General features: G+C 64.3%; 15 protein-coding genes. 14 read left to right on the top strand and 1 reads right to left on the bottom strand.

Annotated features, from left to right (window positions below):
• The first annotated feature begins 11 nt into the window (after positions 1–11).
• The 12 genes from ACUIAH_RS04485 to ACUIAH_RS04430 all read left to right on the top strand — a co-directional run bounded on the left by ACUIAH_RS04485 (position 12) and on the right by ACUIAH_RS04430 (position 14,138).
• Entirely contained in the window at positions 12–1,055 is a 1,044-nt protein-coding gene (locus ACUIAH_RS04485; protein WP_045923997.1) for a 3-isopropylmalate dehydrogenase, read from the top strand.
• A 30-nt stretch (positions 1,056–1,085) separates the two neighbouring features.
• Positions 1,086–2,060 carry an NINE protein gene (locus tag ACUIAH_RS04480; RefSeq protein WP_445340476.1) on the top strand — a complete coding sequence of 325 codons (975 nt, stop codon included), beginning with the start codon at positions 1,086–1,088 and terminating at the stop codon, positions 2,058–2,060.
• Positions 2,042–3,268, top strand: coding sequence for a lipoate--protein ligase family protein (locus tag ACUIAH_RS04475; protein WP_445340475.1), 1,227 nt, complete (start codon positions 2,042–2,044; stop codon positions 3,266–3,268). Before ACUIAH_RS04480 ends, ACUIAH_RS04475 begins: the two co-directional genes overlap by 19 nt.
• Positions 3,269–3,391: 123 nt before the next feature.
• Positions 3,392–4,111 carry a Crp/Fnr family transcriptional regulator gene (locus tag ACUIAH_RS04470; protein ID WP_024627458.1) on the top strand — a complete coding sequence of 240 codons (720 nt, stop codon included), beginning with the start codon at positions 3,392–3,394 and terminating at the stop codon, positions 4,109–4,111.
• Between the two features lie 41 nt (positions 4,112–4,152).
• A complete protein-coding gene (locus ACUIAH_RS04465) occupies positions 4,153–6,414 on the top strand; it encodes a transglycosylase domain-containing protein (RefSeq protein WP_445340474.1) in 2,262 nt (753 codons plus the stop codon).
• Between the two features lie 136 nt (positions 6,415–6,550).
• Positions 6,551–7,921 (top strand): NADH:flavin oxidoreductase/NADH oxidase, encoded by a 1,371-nt coding sequence (locus tag ACUIAH_RS04460; RefSeq protein WP_306222217.1) that lies wholly within the window; start codon positions 6,551–6,553, stop codon positions 7,919–7,921.
• Positions 7,922–7,929: 8 nt separating this feature from the next.
• Entirely contained in the window at positions 7,930–8,673 is a 744-nt protein-coding gene (locus tag ACUIAH_RS04455; protein ID WP_445340473.1) for a polyprenol monophosphomannose synthase, read from the top strand.
• A 219-nt stretch (positions 8,674–8,892) separates the two neighbouring features.
• Positions 8,893–9,750, top strand: coding sequence for a DeoR/GlpR family DNA-binding transcription regulator (locus ACUIAH_RS04450; RefSeq protein WP_306221788.1), 858 nt, complete (start codon positions 8,893–8,895; stop codon positions 9,748–9,750).
• Between the two features lie 82 nt (positions 9,751–9,832).
• A complete protein-coding gene (gene galT, locus ACUIAH_RS04445; RefSeq protein ID WP_445340472.1) occupies positions 9,833–11,116 on the top strand; it encodes a galactose-1-phosphate uridylyltransferase in 1,284 nt (427 codons plus the stop codon).
• On the top strand, positions 11,113–12,375 hold the full coding sequence (gene galK, locus ACUIAH_RS04440; RefSeq protein WP_445340471.1) for a galactokinase: 1,263 nt from the start codon (positions 11,113–11,115) through the stop codon (positions 12,373–12,375). Before galT ends, galK begins: the two co-directional genes overlap by 4 nt.
• A gap of 115 nt (positions 12,376–12,490) precedes the next feature.
• Positions 12,491–12,763, top strand: a complete 273-nt coding sequence (locus ACUIAH_RS04435; protein ID WP_313838764.1) for an ACT domain-containing protein — start codon at positions 12,491–12,493, stop codon at positions 12,761–12,763.
• 10 nt (positions 12,764–12,773) lie between these two features.
• Complete coding sequence (locus ACUIAH_RS04430; protein ID WP_445340470.1) at positions 12,774–14,138, top strand: PFL family protein; 1,365 nt, start codon at positions 12,774–12,776, stop codon at positions 14,136–14,138.
• Positions 14,139–14,153: 15 nt separating this feature from the next.
• Here the strand turns inward: ACUIAH_RS04430 and ACUIAH_RS04425 are convergent, their stop codons facing one another.
• Positions 14,154–14,807 (bottom strand): tRNA (cytidine(34)-2'-O)-methyltransferase, encoded by a 654-nt coding sequence (locus ACUIAH_RS04425; protein ID WP_445340469.1) that lies wholly within the window; start codon positions 14,805–14,807, stop codon positions 14,154–14,156.
• Positions 14,808–14,919: 112 nt separating this feature from the next.
• On the opposite strand from ACUIAH_RS04425, the gene ACUIAH_RS04420 reads away from it, so the two are divergent.
• Complete coding sequence (locus ACUIAH_RS04420) at positions 14,920–15,912, top strand: A/G-specific adenine glycosylase (protein WP_445340468.1); 993 nt, start codon at positions 14,920–14,922, stop codon at positions 15,910–15,912.
• Between the two features lie 30 nt (positions 15,913–15,942).
• The gene (locus tag ACUIAH_RS04415; protein ID WP_445340467.1) at positions 15,943–16,608 is read left to right on the top strand and encodes a hypothetical protein; all 666 of its coding nucleotides are present in this window, start codon (positions 15,943–15,945) and stop codon (positions 16,606–16,608) included.
• Positions 16,609–16,710: the final 102 nt, after the last annotated feature.

Below are 16,710 nucleotides of genomic sequence, written 5' to 3'. Positions count from 1 at the left end.
ATGCTCGGGGTATGACAAATAGCAAGCAGAAAACATATCACATTGCGGTCATTGCCGGTGACGGCATCGGCAAGGAGATCGTTCCCCAGGCTCAGGCTGTGCTGGAGAAGGTGACCCGAGGCAAGGCTGATATCCGCTATGAGGACTTCGACCTGGGCGCTGAGCGCTACCTGCGTGATGGAGCCGTTCTGCCCGACGAGGATCTGGACCGGCTCAAGCAGCAGGATGCCATCCTCCTGGGGGCCATCGGCGACCCCCGGATCAAGGCCGGCATCCTGGAGCGGGGACTGCTGCTCAAAATGCGTTTCGAGCTGGACCAGTATGTCAACCTTCGTCCATCCAAGCTCTACAAGGGCGTGGTGTCGCCCCTGGCCAATCCGGGTGACATCGACTTCGTGGTCGTGCGGGAGGGCACCGAGGGGCTTTATGCCGGGGCCGGCGGCTCCATTCGCCGTGGCACCCCCCAGGAGGTGGCCACCGAGGTCTCCATCAACACGGCCTACGGGGCGGAACGGGTCATCCGCTACGCCTTCCAGCTGGCCATGAAGCGTCGCCGTCGCTTGACCTTGGTCCATAAGAAGAACGTGCTGACCAACGCGGGAGACATGTGGCAGCGGCTGGTCGACCAGGTGGGCCAGGAGTATCCCGATGTGGAGCGCGAGTACCTGCACATCGACGCCTCCACCATATTCCTGGTGACCGAGCCCAGCCGCTTCGACGTGATCGTGACCGACAACCTCTTCGGCGACATCCTCACGGACGAAGCAGGGGCTGTGGTGGGAGGCGTGGGCTACTCGGCCTCCGGCTGCATCAACGCCTCGGGCACCTACCCATCCATGTTCGAGCCCATCCACGGGTCCGCCCCCGACATCGCCGGCAAGGGGATCGCCAACCCCACGGCGGCCATCCTCTCGGCCGGGATGCTCCTGGATCATCTGGGCTTCGAGGATGAGGCGGCCAGCATCGAACGGGCCGTGGAGGACGACATCGAACGCTCCGGCTCCACCCAGCGGAGCACGGAGCAGATCGGCAGGGATATCCTAAGCCGTCTGTGATCGGGCCGGATGGCGGCTAGACTGGAGGGCATGACTATGGATGATGCCCCCCAGCCGGACGACCGGCAGTCCAGCGATATGCCGACAGGGAATCCCGGCTTCGGTCCCTCCCCGTTCCCGCAGGTTCCGCCCGAGCATCAGGAACCTGCCGGGGGAGACACCGATGCCAGAGCAGCCCAGCCGGGCCAGTCAGGTCCAGATGCAGCCGACGGGCAGCAGCAGGCTTCGGGCTATCCAGCTGGCCAGGATGTCGGCGGGGGGAACCAGAGCCCCTATCAGACCGGTCGGTTTCCCGCCAGTCAGTATCCCCATGACGGGTATCCGACAGGGCAGAGGGGCAATGCCGGATACCCGTTTGCCCCTCAGGAGGGCGAACAATATCCTGGGGCGTATCAGGCAGGGCCCTATCGGCCCAGTCAGTATCCGACGGCCGGGTATCCAGCTGGTCAGCAGTATCCGACCGGTCAGCAGTATCCTGCTGGGCAGTATTCCGGTGGCCAGTATCCTGGGGGCCAGAATCCTCCAAGTCCCTATCAACCGGGACCGGGCTATCCCGGCCAGTACCCGTCTGGCCAGTACCCACCGAGCGGGTACCCGGGCAATCGATACCCAACAGGACAGTATCCAGGCAATCAGTATCCTGGCGGGCAGTATCCGCCGCAGGCTCCTATGCCTTGGCCCTACCCGGGGATGCCCCAGGGCGGGTATCCCGGGGCTATGCCCAGCGGCAGGAGTCCCTATCCAATATCACCCACTCCGCACAGCAAGCTGGCTGCCGGACTGCTCAGCATCTTTCTGGGCTGCTTCGGCGTGGGCAACTTCTACCTGGGCAGAACCGGCCGGGGTGTGGCTCAGCTCATGCTCACCCTGATCGGCTTCCTCTTCTTCTTCATCGGGCCGACCATCGCCATGATTTGGGGGCTGATCGAAGGCATCCTGATTCTGGCATCCTCATCCGGCTCCTTCTGGCATCGTGACGCTCGCGGGTGGGAGTTGACGGATTGAATCCGGCCCTTCTGCGCGGCGTCGGCAAGCAGATGGGCGGTAAGCTTGCGGCCGTAACCCTGACCTTGGGCCAGGGGCCAGACTCCCGTCCAGTCATTGCTTCCTGCAGGATTGACGGCGACTTCTTTACGGAGCCGGCCCTGGCAGCCTCCCGTGAATACGAGGAGGATCGCAGTCCGGTACCCCGGCTGGAATCCGCAATTTGCGGCATCCCGCTGCCCTTGGATCCTGGTCGGGCTCTGAAGAGGCTGGACAAGGTCATGGCAGAGGGGGATGGTCAACGGGTAGTCGGCGTGTCCCCATGGACCCTGGTGACCGCACTGGAGCGCGCCCTGCCGGCTGGGCTGGTCATCCACAGGCACGAAGAGCCCGACCAGGCGTCTTTTCAACAGCCGCAGCCGGACGAGGTCGAATGCCGCCGCCGTTGGTCTGGCCTGAAGCTGAATCTGATCAGGGACCGCCCACGGGAGCCGGTCATGCAGATGGCCATGGATCAGGCTCTCAATGATGCCGTAGCCCAGGGCCAGCTGCTGCCCACCCTGCGCATTTGGGATTGGTCGGCGCCGGCGGTGATCCTGGGGCGCTTCCAGTCCCTGAGCCAGGAGGTCCACGCGGAGCGGGCGCGCAGCCTGGGCTTCACCCTGGTTCGCCGATGCACCGGCGGTGGCACCATGGTCATTCAGCCCGACCGGGCCATCACCTATTCGCTCTATCTGCCCCTGGACTTCGTCAAGGGGACCGACCTGATCGACTCCTACCGGATCTGCGACTACTGGCTGGTTCGCGGTCTGCGCATGCAGGGGATTCAGGCCGGATGGCAGGGCATGAATGACATCGCCTCCCCGCGGGGCAAGATGGGGGGCGCCGCCCAGCGCAGGCTGCCAGCAGGCTCCCGCGGACCGGGCGGACTGCTCCACCACACCACCCTTTCCTATTCAGTGGATGCCGGTCTGATGGCTCAGGTGCTCAAGGTGGATCCGGCGAAATTCCACGACAAGGCCGTGACCTCGGTCAGAAGCCGGGTGGATCCCATCGACAGGCAGACCAGGCTGTCCCGCCGATCCCTGATCGATGCCCTTCTGGACACCCTGCCCTCCCTGGTGTCGGATCTACGCATATCAAGTCCTGCGCCCGAGGTCGAGCAACGGGCCCGCACTCTGGCCCAGCAGCGCTACGGCCGTGGGGAGTGGACCGCCCAGATCGCCTGACCGGCAAGGGGGTTGATGTGTATGGGTATAATCGTGCTCAGTCGCGTCGAACCCGGCGCGAGGTCATCAACCATGCGTGAGTCGGTGCAGACCCGCCAGACATGGCGAAAAGGAGTGCAGAGTATGGCGGTTCACAAGCCCAACGAGATTCCCGATGACGGGAACGCCCTCAGGCAGACCGCCCTATTCAAACAGGTGCCCAGGCAGGACGCCGACCAGCTTTTGGACACCATGCACGAGTCCACCTATGCCAAGGGGTCCACGGTCTTCCGACAGGGGGACACCGACCATCGGATGTATCTGCTGGAGGAGGGCAGGGTCAAGCTGGTCCGCCAGTCGCCCGACCGCCGCATCCAGCTGCTCAGCATCCATGGGCGCGGGGAGATCCTGGGCGAGATTCCCGTCTTTGACCCCTCCGGCGGGCCGCGCACCGCCTCGGCTGTGGTCATGGTCAACAAGACCAAGGTGGCTGCCCTGGATCACGATGCCCTCTTCGATTGGCTCAACCAGCATCCCAAGGTGGCTGTGGACATGCTTCAGGTGCTGGCCCACCGCCTGCGGACCGACAACGAGCGCATCTCCGACCTGGTCTTCCTGGACGTGCCGGCCCGTCTGGCCAAGACCCTGCTGGATCTGGCCACACGCTTCGGCGAGCCCTTCGAGCAGGGGCTGATGGTCCCCTACGATCTGACCCAGGAGGAGCTGGCCCAGCTGGTCGGAGCCTCACGGGAGACCGTCAACAAGGCCCTGATGGACTTCTCCAACCGGGGATGGATCTCTCGCAAGGGCCGCACCATCATCATTTTCCAGCCCGGACCTTTGATTCGACGCTCACGCATGTGAACGCCGCTGCCAGGTAGAGCCGACGGCCTAGGATGGAGACCATGCCCGAACAAAAGAAATCCATGTCGGTCAGGCGCTTCTTCACGCTGCTGCTGGCTTACCTCATCTTCTGCGTCGCAGGTGGCGTGGTCGTCTCTGGTTTCCTGTTCCCCGCAGTCTTCGGCATCAACGCCGTCTCCAGGAATCTGATGCCCGCCCTGAAGACGGAGAACATCGACTTCAACGTCAACGATCTGCCCCAGCAGTCCCGCCTCTACGCCTCCGACGGGCATACCGTCATCGCCACCTTCTATGCGCAAAACCGGATCGTGGTGCCCATCAAGGACGTCTCCGACTACATGCAGAAGGCCGTGGTGGCCCGTGAGGACCGTCGTTTCTTCGAGCATGCAGGCGTGGATACCCAGGGCGTGCTCAGGGCCTTCATCCAGACCTACATCAAGCAGGGCGACACCCAGGGCGGTTCCTCCCTGACCCAGCAGTACGTCAAGAACGTGCTCATGAACCAGGCCGAGGAAAACAACGACCCCATCGCCGAGTACCACGCCCAGGAGGAGACCATAGCCCGCAAGATGCGGGAGATGCTGATCGCGGTGCAGATGGAGAAGAAGTACTCCAAGGCCGAGATTCTTCAAGGGTACTTGAACATCGCCCAGTTCGGCACCAACGTCTACGGGGTTGAGTCGGCAGCCAGGCGCTACTTCAGCAAGTCGGCCAAGGATCTGGATCCGGGCGAGTCGGCTACCATCGCCGCCGTGACCAAGAATCCCGCACGCTTCGATCCCACCGTCAATATCAAGGCCGCTCAGGAGCAGCGGAACATCGTCCTGGATCTGATGAGGCAGGAGAACTACATCAGCCAGCGCCAGTATGAGGAGAACAAGGCCAAGCCGCTGGATCAGATGCTGCATGTGCAGTCTGCGGACGCCGGCTGCCAGGCGGCCGGGGACGCTGCCTTCTTCTGTGACTACGTGACCAAGCAGATCCTCAACTCCAAGGAGTTCGGCAAGAGCCAGGAGGATCGCAACAAACTCCTCAAGGAGGGCGGCCTGGACATCTACACCACCATGGACGTCAACGCCAACGCCGCAGCCATGAAGGCGGCCCGGGACACCATCCCCGTGGATGATCCGTCCGGCTTCGAAGTCACCATGGCGGCCATTCGCCCGGGCACCGGCGAGGTCTTGGGCTTCGGCATCAACCGCATTTACGACGCCACCCAGAACTCCGGCGGCGGCACCCGCACGGCCATCAACTATGCAGTGGACCAGCAGGACGGCGGCGGCTGGGGTTTCCCCGTGGGCTCCACCTGGAAACCCATCAACCTGGTGGCCTGGATGAAGGCCGGCAAGTCCATCAACCAGCCCCTGCGCACCTCCACCAGCTATCCGCAGACCGCCTTCGCCTGCAAGACGGCTGACGGTACCTCCTATGGATTCGGCACTGGCAGCTGGCACGTTGAGAACTCGGGCGGCGGCACCACTTCGCCGGAGAGCCCCCTGCAGGGCCTGATCCGCTCGCACAACACCACCCAGGCCTCCATGGCCCAGCAGATCGGCCTGTGCACGATAGCGGATACAGCCAAGGACATGGGCTATCACAATTCGCCCAAGGACCAGATGGACATCCACTCAGACAACAGCTTCCAGCCGCCCATGACCATCGGATCGGTCCAGGCCTCCCCGCTGACCATGGCCAACGTCTACGCCACCATCGCGGCCAAGGGCGTGGCCTGCAGCCCTATCGCCATGACCAAGGTGATCGATAAGAACAAGCGTTCCATCAAGGTGCCCAAGGCCAACTGCCATCAGGCCATCGACCCGGGCATCGCCGAGACCACCGCCTATGCCCTCAACCAGGGCGTGGTCCAGCCCGGAGGCGAGGCGGCCGTGACCCAGCTGGACGGGGGTCGCAAGACCTTCGCCAAGACGGGCACCCATGAGGACAAGTACATGCTGACCGGCGGATTCGTGCCCCAGGTGGCCTCCTTCGTCACTGTGGGCAATGCCGAGGGTCAGGTCTCCTTCAATGGCAAGGTCATCAACGGACGGTCCATGGGCACTTGGTACGGCATGTACATCGCCACCCCGGCATGGAAGGAGTTCATGAACACCTACCTGGCCGCTGCCAACATTCAACCGGACAACTCCTATGGCAATCCCGATGCACGCTTCACTGGCGGGGTCCAGCCTCAGCAGCCGGCTCCGATGCAGCAGCGTCAGATGACCCGTGGCGTAGAAGCGCAGGAGCCGGAGATCGGGGAGTTGACCTCGGAAGAGGCTCAAACAGTGCCCGCGGCCGACTAGTACCTGGCTGGATGACTGCTTGTCGAATCCCGGCTGGGATCCGAGCGAGGCTGTGCCTACAATGGAGACCATCAGGGATTCGTCGACGGGCGGGACCACGAGGGGTACGGCCGTCCGCCGGGAGAGGCAGGAACAGATGGTCCAGGAATATTCAGAGCTGGATGACAAGGCCCCTCGGGCCGACGGCCGGGTTAACGAGGATCAGGCCATGCCGGGGCCGGTGAGCGGCTCTGGCAGGTTGGATGTGTCCAAACCGATCTGGTCCTTTGAGTCGGATGCCGCCGACGGAAAGAAGAAGACTGGCAAGGCTGCCAAGGGGATCAAATCGTCCAAAAAGGACAAGAAGGCCAAGAAGGCGAAAAGAGTCAAAAAGGCCAGGAAACCAAAATCGGGAAGAAGACGGGAGAAGGCCCTGCCTGCGCTCTTCCAGCCCATGGAACTGCGCGACCAGCACATCCGCAATAGGATCTGGATGCCGCCCATGGACACTTATTCGTCCCTGCGGCATGACGGGGTTCCTACCAACTTCCACTATCAACACTATGTGTCCAGGGCCCTGGGCGGCTTCGGAGTCGTCATCGGGGAGGCCACGGCCGTAAACCCCCAGGGGCGGATCTCTCCCTGCGACGTGGGGCTGTGGGATGACGAGCAGACCAGGGCCTGGCAGGGCATCGTCCGGGATGTCAAGGCCGCTGGAGCCGTCCCCATCGTCCAGCTCAACCATTCGGGGCGCAAGGGCTCCTCCGGGTGCTCCTCCATGGGCTATATCAACGCCACCGTGCCCGTGGCCGAAGGAGGCTGGCAACCCGTGGGCCCCAGCCCCATCGCCTTCGGGAGGATGGCGGTTCCGGTCCAGCTCTCACGGGCGCAGATAGCCTCCATTGTGGCTGACTTCCGTTCTGCTGCCGTGCGGGCCGTTCAAGCCGGCTTCCTGGGCGTGGAGCTGCATGCCGCCCACGGCTACCTGCTCTCCCAATTCCTGGATCCCCTGATCAACCGCCGCAGCGACGAGTACGGGGGTGACCTGTCCGGCAGAATGCGCCTGCTGATCCAGGTGACCGATGCCGTGCGCGAGGTCATTCCCTCGGGCATGCCCCTGCTGGTGCGCATGTCCGCCACCGACTGGGCCACTGGCGGCTGGGGTCTGGACGAGACCATCCGCACTGCCAAGGTGCTCAAGCTGCACGGGGTGGATCTGATTGACGTTTCCACCGGGGGGCTGGTGCCAGGCGTGAAGATCCCGGCCGCTCCCAACTACCAGGTGCCCTTCTCCTACCAGGTGCGCAGCCAGGTGCTGATTCCCACCACAGCGGTGGGGCTGATCACCAAGCCCAGGCAGGCTGACCGGATCGTACGCAAGGGTCTGGCCGATGCGGTCGAGATCGGTCGAGCCAGCCTGCGCGACCCCTACTGGCCGCTCAGGGCCGCCTACAAACTGGGGCTGTCCGCTCAGCAGGCACCCTACCCTGAGCCTTACCGGCGCGGGGCCTACGGCATCGCACGCTGAGAGCGGCCATGGACGCTGTTCGTGGCGAAGCAGGGACCATTGTGGTCATGCCCACCTATCAGGAGGCCGACAATATCGGGGTGATCCTTCCGCAGCTCTTGGCCTGCTGTCCCGAGGTCGATGTCCTGGTCGTCGACGACAACTCGCCGGACGGCACCGGCGCCAAGGCCGAGGACATGGCCAAGCGCAACCCTCGCGTGCACGTCATCCATCGGCATGACCGCCGCGGGTTGGGTCCAGCCTACGTGCAGGGTTTCCGCTGGTCTTTGGGGCATGGCTATGACCTGATCTGCGAGATGGACATGGATGGCTCCCATCGGCCCCAGGATCTGGCCAGGATGCTGGCGGTGGCCCGAGGCAAGGCGCATCCGGGTCTGGTCATCGGCTCGCGCCGGGTGCGTGGAGGCCGCACTCAACATTGGCCCTGGTATCGGGATCTGATCTCGCGTGCAGGATCCTGGTATGCTCGCACCGCCCTGGGGTCCTCCGTGCGGGACATGACCGCCGGCCTGCGGGTCTATCGAGCGGACGTGCTGAGGCGGATCGATCTGGGAAGGGTTCGCTCCAGCGGCTACGTCTTTCAGGTGGATATGCTGCGCCGAGTCCAGGCCATGGGCCTGAGCGTCGTAGAAGTGCCTATTGTCTTCGTGGAGCGGGTCCGTGGCAGTTCGAAGATGGATGCGGGGATCGTTCTGGAGGCCATGGTCCAGGTGACCCTGTGGGGACTTGAACGGTTGACCCATCGAAACTGACATTGCATCACCATCGTGTTCGCTTTCTTAAGCGACACTGCAGACCCTTGTTGGCGTCTTGAAGACGGATTTCGCCTTGGTTGACAGATTTCTGCAATAGCCGCGGCAGGCCTCTGGCATATGGAAGAATGGTCCAGGCATCGAAGAAATGTCGATTTTTCGCCCCTGCTTTTGGACGGCGACCGCAGTCCAATGGCCGGTTTGCCAATTTGGGCGAATGTGTGCGATAATGTTCGAATGATATCGTCACAACGCCAACACCTGATATTGAACCGGTTGCGTACTCGTGGCGCAGTCCGTATCACCGCTCTCTCCAAGGAGCTGGGCGTCTCCGCCATGACCATCCGTCGGGACATTGCCGATCTTGCAGACAAGGGCCTGCTCAAGAGGGTCCACGGAGGGGCCGTCACCACCAGCTCGCTTCTGGCTGAGCCGCTATTCTCGGTCAAGTCGCAGATGGACATGGGCCTCAAGGACACCATCGCCCGTCACGCCATCGACTATGTCTCCCCGGGCGATGTCATCGCCATCGGCGGCGGGACCACGGCCTATGTCTTCGCCCAGCACCTCCTGGAGAGCCGTCAGTGCGCCGGCGTGACCCTGCTGACCAATTCCATCCCCGTGGCCGAACTGGTGCAGGCCATGGAGAGCAAGGACGTCGAGGTCATCGTCACCGGCGGCGTCATCACCCGGTCCAACTCCCTGGTAGGCCCCATCGCGGACAAGGTCATCGCCTCCCTGCGGGTCAACACGGTCTTTCTGGGGACCCACTCGGTCTCCATACCCCGCGGCTTCCTGATGCCCAACTCCCTGGAGGCGGCCACCGATATGGCGCTCATGGACATCGCCGACCGGACCATCATCCTGACCGACCACACCAAGTGGAGCTGCACCTCCCTGTCCCTGTTCGCCTCCTTCGACCAGGTGGACACTGTCATCACCGACGACCAGCTGGACCAGGAGTCGGCCGAAGCCACCCGGTCACTGGTCAAACGGCTGGTGCTGGTGCCGGTTAATCCCGAGGAAGGCCAGTCTCAGGACGGAGCCTCCGACGGGTCTGGGGACCAGGTTCAATGAGCGGTAGGTCACACAGGGGTGTGCGGGTTGCCATAGCTGGTTGCCATGGATTGTCAATCATCACGGACGATGAAGGAGCAGCATGAAGTCAGAGCAGTATGTCCCCCAACGGTATGTTCCCGGCGACTACGCCAGGGGGCATATCCGCATCACCCCCACCAGGCTGGCCGACGGGCGACGGTTCTTCTACCTGGACGACGATCCCGAGTACGTCTCCGGCCGCAGGACCAGGCGTCTGGACGATCCCCGTCCACTGACCGACCGGTTCGCCCCCCATCAGGATCAGGAGGGCAGGACGGTGCCCTTCCAGCCGCCGCAGATGCGCCGGGATCCTTTGACCGGTGACTGGATCCCCATGGCCACGGCCCGGATGAACCGGCCCATCACCGCCGGCCCACAGGCCACCGCCAAGGGCAACCCCCTGGCCGCCAGAAAGCCGGGAGACCCCTACCAGGATGGGGAGATCCCCGATGTGGACTACAACGTGGCGGTCTTCGAGAACCGCTTCCCCTCCATGATGCAGGTGCCCAGTACGCAGGCGGCCAACCAGCCCTCCCTGGTGGACGGCAACCCCCTCTGGCCGGTGCGCGAGGCCAACGGGCGCTGCGAGGTGGTCTGCTTCGACCCTGACGAACATGCGCTCCCCGCCGATCTGCCGGTCTCCCGTCTGCGGACGGTGGTGGAGGCCTGGGCCTTCCGGACTGCTGAGATCTCGGCCATGGAGGGCATCGAACAGATCTTCCCCTTCGAGAACCACGGCCAGGAGATCGGCGTCTCCCTGGCCCACCCGCACGGACAGATCTACTGCTACCCCTTCATCGCCCCCCGGCTGGAGCAGGAGTTGAGGCAGTGCGCCGACTACCGGGAGCGCACCGGCGGCAACCTCCTGGCGGACATCCTCAAGGCCGAGCTGGACTCCGGACGGCGGGTGGTCTTCCGCAACGCCACCTGGGTGGCCTATGTGCCTGCCGCCGCCCGCTGGCCCCTGGAGGTCCACGTGGCCCCCATCCGTGACGGGATCCTGAGCCTGGATCAGCTCAACGACCAGGAGCGCTGGGACCTGGCCGTCATGTATTCGACCCTGCTCAAGCGGGGCAACGCCTTCTTCGACAAGGGCGACGGCAGGGGGATGGATCTGCCCTACATCGCTGCCTGGCACCAGGCCCCGCTGCACGATCCGCGGCGGGAGGACTACCGGCTCAACCTGCAGTTCTTCTCCTTCCGTCGAGCCGTGGACAAAATCAAATATCTTGCCGGATCCGAGTCAGGCATGGCTGCCTGGGTGTCGGACACCACCCCCGAGCGGATCGCCGACCGTTTCCGCCAGCTGGGACCCCTGGATCTGGAGAATGGAGAGAATCAATGACGACGACAGTGGAATTCATGCAGGCCTGGACCCAGGGCGCCGACGGCCAAGGCGCTACCAAGGCCCGGGAGCTCTTCCAAAAGGTCTATGGGGAGGATCCTCAGGGCGTCTGGAGCGCCCCCGGCCGGGTCAACCTGATCGGCGAACACACGGATTACAACGCCGGGCTCTGCCTGCCCATCGCCCTGCCTACTCGTACCTATGTGGCCGTCAGTCCCAGGACGGACAGCCGGGTCCGTCTGGTCTCCACCATGGATCCCGAGCATCCGGTCCAGGCTGATCTGGATGGTCTTCAGGCTCGGGGAGTGAGAGGCTGGGCAGCTTATCCGGTCGGGGTGGCATGGGCCCTGCAGCGGGACGGCTTCCCTCAGGTTCGAGGGTTCGACCTGGCCCTGGCCTCCTGCGTGCCCGTGGGGTCCGGGTTGAGCTCTTCGGCGGCCATGACCTGTGCCGTGGCACTGGCCCTGGATGACCTGTTCGATCTGGGACTGGGCGGTGACGAGGCTGGCCGGGTCAGGCTGGTCCAGGCTGCCATTGCGTCGGAGAACGATATGGCCGGAGCCTCCACTGGTGGCATGGATCAGAGCGCCTCCATGCGCTGTCGATCCGGTTGCGCCCTGCGGCTGGACTGCCGGCCAGAACTGGATGCCATGAGCAATGTGCGCCAGGTCCCCTTCGACCTGGAGGCTGCGGGGCTAGAGCTGCTTGTGGTCGACACCAGGGCCCAGCACCAGCTCAACGACGGCCAATACGATCAGCGACGGGCCACCTGTGAGCAGGCTGCGCATCTGCTGGGAGTGGCCAACCTGCGCCAGGCGGCAGACCAGGTCAACGGCGCTGCTGATCCCCCATCCGCCCTGGCTGCCCTGCTGGAGCAGCTGCCCGATGAGACCATGCGTCGGCGGGTACGCCACGTGGTCAGCGAGGTAGGACGGGTGGACCGCTTTATCGAGGCCTTCGGCAGGGGCGATTACGTCCTGGCCGGCCGCCTGTTCAACGCCTCCCATGACTCCCTGAGGGACGACTACGAGGTCACCTGCCCGGAGCTGGATGAGGCCGTGGATGCGGCACGTCAGGGCGGGGCCTATGGGGCTCGCATGACCGGCGGCGGGTTCGGCGGATCCATCATCGCCCTGGCTGATGCCGGCAAGGGCTCCGATCTTGCCCGCGACGTCGCCGAACGATTCGCCTCCAGGGGATTCAAGGCTCCCAGAGCCCTGATCGCCCTGCCCTCATCGGCGGCCGTGCGCGAAGCCTGAATCGGACTGCAGACCTTTGCGACCCCGCTTCTCCCGGCGCTCCTCTAAGCTGGGGGAGCGGGGTCCCGGTTTTCAGAGGGGCCGGTCAAGGGCGAGGTGGATGAGGAGGACGGCCATGGACAAGGCGATCATCACAGTGGTGGGCAAGGATGCCATCGGCATCATCGGCAGGGTCTGCACAGACCTCTCCCAGCAGGGTGTCAATGTGCTGGACATTTCGCAGACCATATTGGACGGCTTCTTCACCATGATGATGATCGTGGACTGCACCTCCTGCCGGGATGATTTCGACGCGCTCAGCCATCGGATGGAATCCTTGGGAGAAGAGATCGGGGTCTCCATCCGCTGTCAGCGCGAGGAGATCTTCACCAGGATGCATCGGGTCTGAGGAGGCGGCCATGATCACACGCGACGAGGTCCTCGAGACCAACGACATGATCGACCGGGAGCGCCTGGACGTGCGCACCATCACCATGGGCATCAGCCTGCTGGACTGCGCCAGCCAGGATGTGGACATGCTCTGCCGGAACATTCATCGCAAGATCGTCTCCCTGGCAGGCGACCTGGTGTCCACAGGCGATGCCATCGCCCGTGAGTACGGCATTCCCATCGTCAACAAGCGCATCACCGTCACCCCCATCTCCCTAGTGGCCGCCGGAGCCTGCCACAGCGTGGAGGACTATGTGGCCGTGGCCAAGGCCCTGGACCGCTCGGCCCAGGAGGTCGGGGTCAACCTGATCGGCGGCTACTCGGCCCTGGTAGGCAAGGGCATGACCCCGGCTGAGCGGCTGCTGATCAAGTCCCTGCCCAGGGCGCTGAGCCAGACTGAACGCGTCTGCGCCAGCGTCAACGTGGGCTCCACCAGAACGGGCATCGATATGGATGCCGTCGCCCTCATGGGACGGGTCGTCAAGGCCACTGCTGAGAGCACCGCCGACTCGGACAGCTCTGGCTGCACCAAGCTGGTGGTCTTCTGCAATGCTCCGGACGACAACCCCTTCATGGCCGGTGGTTTCCATGGGGTAAGCCAGGGGTCGGCCGTCATCAACGTGGGGGTCTCCGGACCCGGCGTGGTCAAGACCGCCTTGGAATCGGCCAAGGGAGCGGACTTCGGGCAGCTCTGCGAGACCATCAAGCGGACGGCCTTCAAGATCACCCGGGTGGGTCAGCTGGTGGCCCAGGAGGCCAGCCGTCGCCTGGAGGTGCCCTTCGGCATCATCGACCTGTCCCTGGCGCCCACCCCGGCTGTCGGAGACTCAGTGGGGGAGGTCCTGCAGACCATGGGCCTGGAGCAGGTGGGCGCCCCCGGGACCACTGCGGCCCTGGCCATCCTCAACGATCAGGTCAAGAAGGGCGGCATCATGGCTTCCAGCTCGGTGGGCGGGCTGTCCGGGGCCTTCATCCCCGTGTCCGAGGACGCCGCCATGATCCAGGCTGCGCAAGAGGGGAGCCTGACCCTGGAGAAGCTTGAGGCCATGACCTGCGTCTGTTCGGTGGGGCTGGACATGATCCCCATCCCAGGGGACACTTCTGCGGAGTCCATCTCCGGTCTGATCGCCGACGAGGCGGCTATCGGCATGATCAATCAGAAGACCACCGCAGTCAGGGTCATTCCTGTCATCGGCAAGCAGGTGGGCGAGTGGGCCGAGTTCGGCGGGCTCATGGGCGGCGGGCCGGTCGTGCCCGTCAATACCCGTTCCTGCGCCGACTTTGTCAATCGAGGCGGACACATTCCGGCGCCCATTCACAGCTTCAAGAACTGAGTGCGCTCGCGGGGTTCAGCGGCCGCCTTGGAATCCCAGCTGCCGCCAGGCCTCGTAGATGGCGATGGAGGCGCAGTTGGTCAGGTTCAGGCTGCGCAGGCTGGGCCGCATGGGCAGCCTGACCTGCTCGGCTACATGAGGGCCGGCCATGATGTCCATGGGGTCGGGGATGTCGCCCGGTTCGGGGCCGAACAGGAGGATGTCGTCCGGCCGGTAGCTGACCTCGGTGTAGAGCTTGTCGGCGTGGGCGGTGAAAGCGATGATCCGGCTGTCGGGCATGGAGCGGACCAGGTCGTCGAAGTCCGGGTGCAGGACCACGTGGGCCATGTCATGGTAGTCCAGGCCGGCCCGGCGCAGCTTGGTGTCCTTGAGGTTGAAGCCCAAGGGCTCTATCAGATGCAGGATGGTCCCGGTCACGGCGCACAGGCGGATGGCCGAGCCGGTGTTGCCGGGGATCCGCGGCGAGTAGTAGCACAGGTGGGGCGTGGAGGTCTTCACCCGGCTGGCCTGATCGGCCTTCATCATGGCGTCCACTACCGATATGGGGTTGCCGTGGGCGTCGGTGACCAGCTCGTCGGGACCATAGTTCGATTTGCGGTATCCATACTCGTACATGCTTTCGACGGCTTTCGACGGGTCACCGGACCGCTCCTGCTCCTGCCTGCTCATGAGGCCAACCTACCGTCGCCAAACGACAGGCCAGGCAGTGACGGTCGGCACCGTCGGGCAGAATACGGCGGTTGAATGAGGCGGAATCGGATGGTGAAGGGCGGTGTGACCCATGGAGCGTGCGGAGACGACCTTGGCGGAGACGGAGCCCATCCGTCTGCGGCTGTTCGACTGGTGGAGCCGATATGCCCGCGATCTGCCCTGGCGCTTCGGGCGAACCACGCCCTGGGGGGTCCTGGTCTCCGAGGTCATGAGCCAACAGACCCAGATGAGTCGGGTGGTGCCCTACTGGACGGCCTGGATGAGAGTCTGGCCGGATGCGGCCTCACTGGCCGCCGCCCCAAAGGCTGAGGTCATTACGGCCTGGGGCAGGTTGGGTTACCCGCGCCGAGCCCTGCGCCTGCAGGAGTGCGCGCGGCAGGTGGCCGGCCAGTATGCAGACCGTCTGCCCCGGGATTACGACCAGCTGGTGGCCCTGCCCGGCATCGGCGACTATACGGCCAGCGCTGTCATGAGCTTTGCCTACGGCGAGAGGATCGTCGTCATTGATACCAATATCCGCAGGGTGCTCTCCAGGGTCTTTCTTGGGCGTGAATCCAAAGGGGGCGCTGCCAGCCGAGAAGAGCGCCAGCTGGCCTGGCAGGTCCTGCCTGAGGACGAAGATCCAGAAGCTTCTGATCATCGCGTGAACGGTGACGACCGCTTGGAAACGGCTGACCCGCAGATCCAGTCGGCAGCCTGGCGGGAGCCGCCCTCGGCCCGATGGAACCAGGCCGTCATGGAGCTGGGCGCCACGGTCTGTGTGGCCCGCAAGCCGGCCTGCGACATCTGCCCTCTAGCCGGCCACTGCCGTTTCCTCAAGGCTGGGCTGCCCGGTCTGGGTTCAGGCAGGACCAGGCCCCGGCAGCGCTTCGCAGGCACCGACCGGCAGATTCGCGGATCCATCCTCCAGGCACTGCGGCAGGCTTCGGGCGCGCCCGTCTTCAGGAAGGATCTGAAACCCTTGTGCGACGACGAAATCCGACTTGATCGGTGCATCGCCTCCCTGGACGAGGACGGCCTTCTGGAGATCGGACAGGACGGCAGCCTGAGTCTGCCGCAGTGAAGGCCGCCCTGACGATTAGAGTGGAGAAGTATGGCCAAGCGACGCATGAGCGAGAAGAAGCGGCGGATGTACCGTCGCCGGAGGATTGCGGCTGCCCTGCTGGCGGTGCTCTTCCTGCTGGTCTGCGCAGGTCTGGTCTGGGGCGTGGGGGCCGGCATCAGAGCACTGCGTGGAGGCAGCGGGGCCCAGGGAGCCTCGACCAGCGCCCAGGAGCAGACTCCAAAGACCAAATCCAAGGACAAGGACAAGCAGAAGAAGGATCAGAAGAAGGACTCCGGCAAGAAGCGTTCCTCAGGAGCTCCTGACTGCGGCAAGGAGGACTTGGCCTTGGAGCTGGCCGCGCCCGATCCCAGCACTGGGGTCGGCGGATCCATCGACTTTACGGCGACCATTCGTCACAAGGGAACGGGCTCCTGTCTGGTGGACGGCTCCGACGGCGGCCGGGTGCTGATCATCACCAGCGGCCAGGAGACCATCTGGCGTTCCGACGCCTGTCCGGTTGGGGCGCGCACCCTGCTCATGGCCACCGGTGACAAGGACGTGCAGACCATCACCTGGAATGCCGACAGCAGCCAGGACAGCTGCCTGCCCGACGATCAGCTGCCTCGAGTCAATGTCGGCTCCTACCAGGCCAAGCTGGTCCTCAAGGCCAATCCCCGGGTGGCTTCCCAGCCTGTGCCGGTCATGGTCCAATAGCAGCTTTCCAAATACGACACGCCGATTGCGTCCATGGTTCTTGTCTGCTATAGTTTTGTCTTTGCATGAGGTGTGTCATATAGCGGGCATGCATCATCGAGG

It is taken from the genome of Bifidobacterium sp. ESL0820 (assembly GCF_052606235.1).
This window is presented reverse-complemented; position numbering and strand designations above follow the sequence as displayed.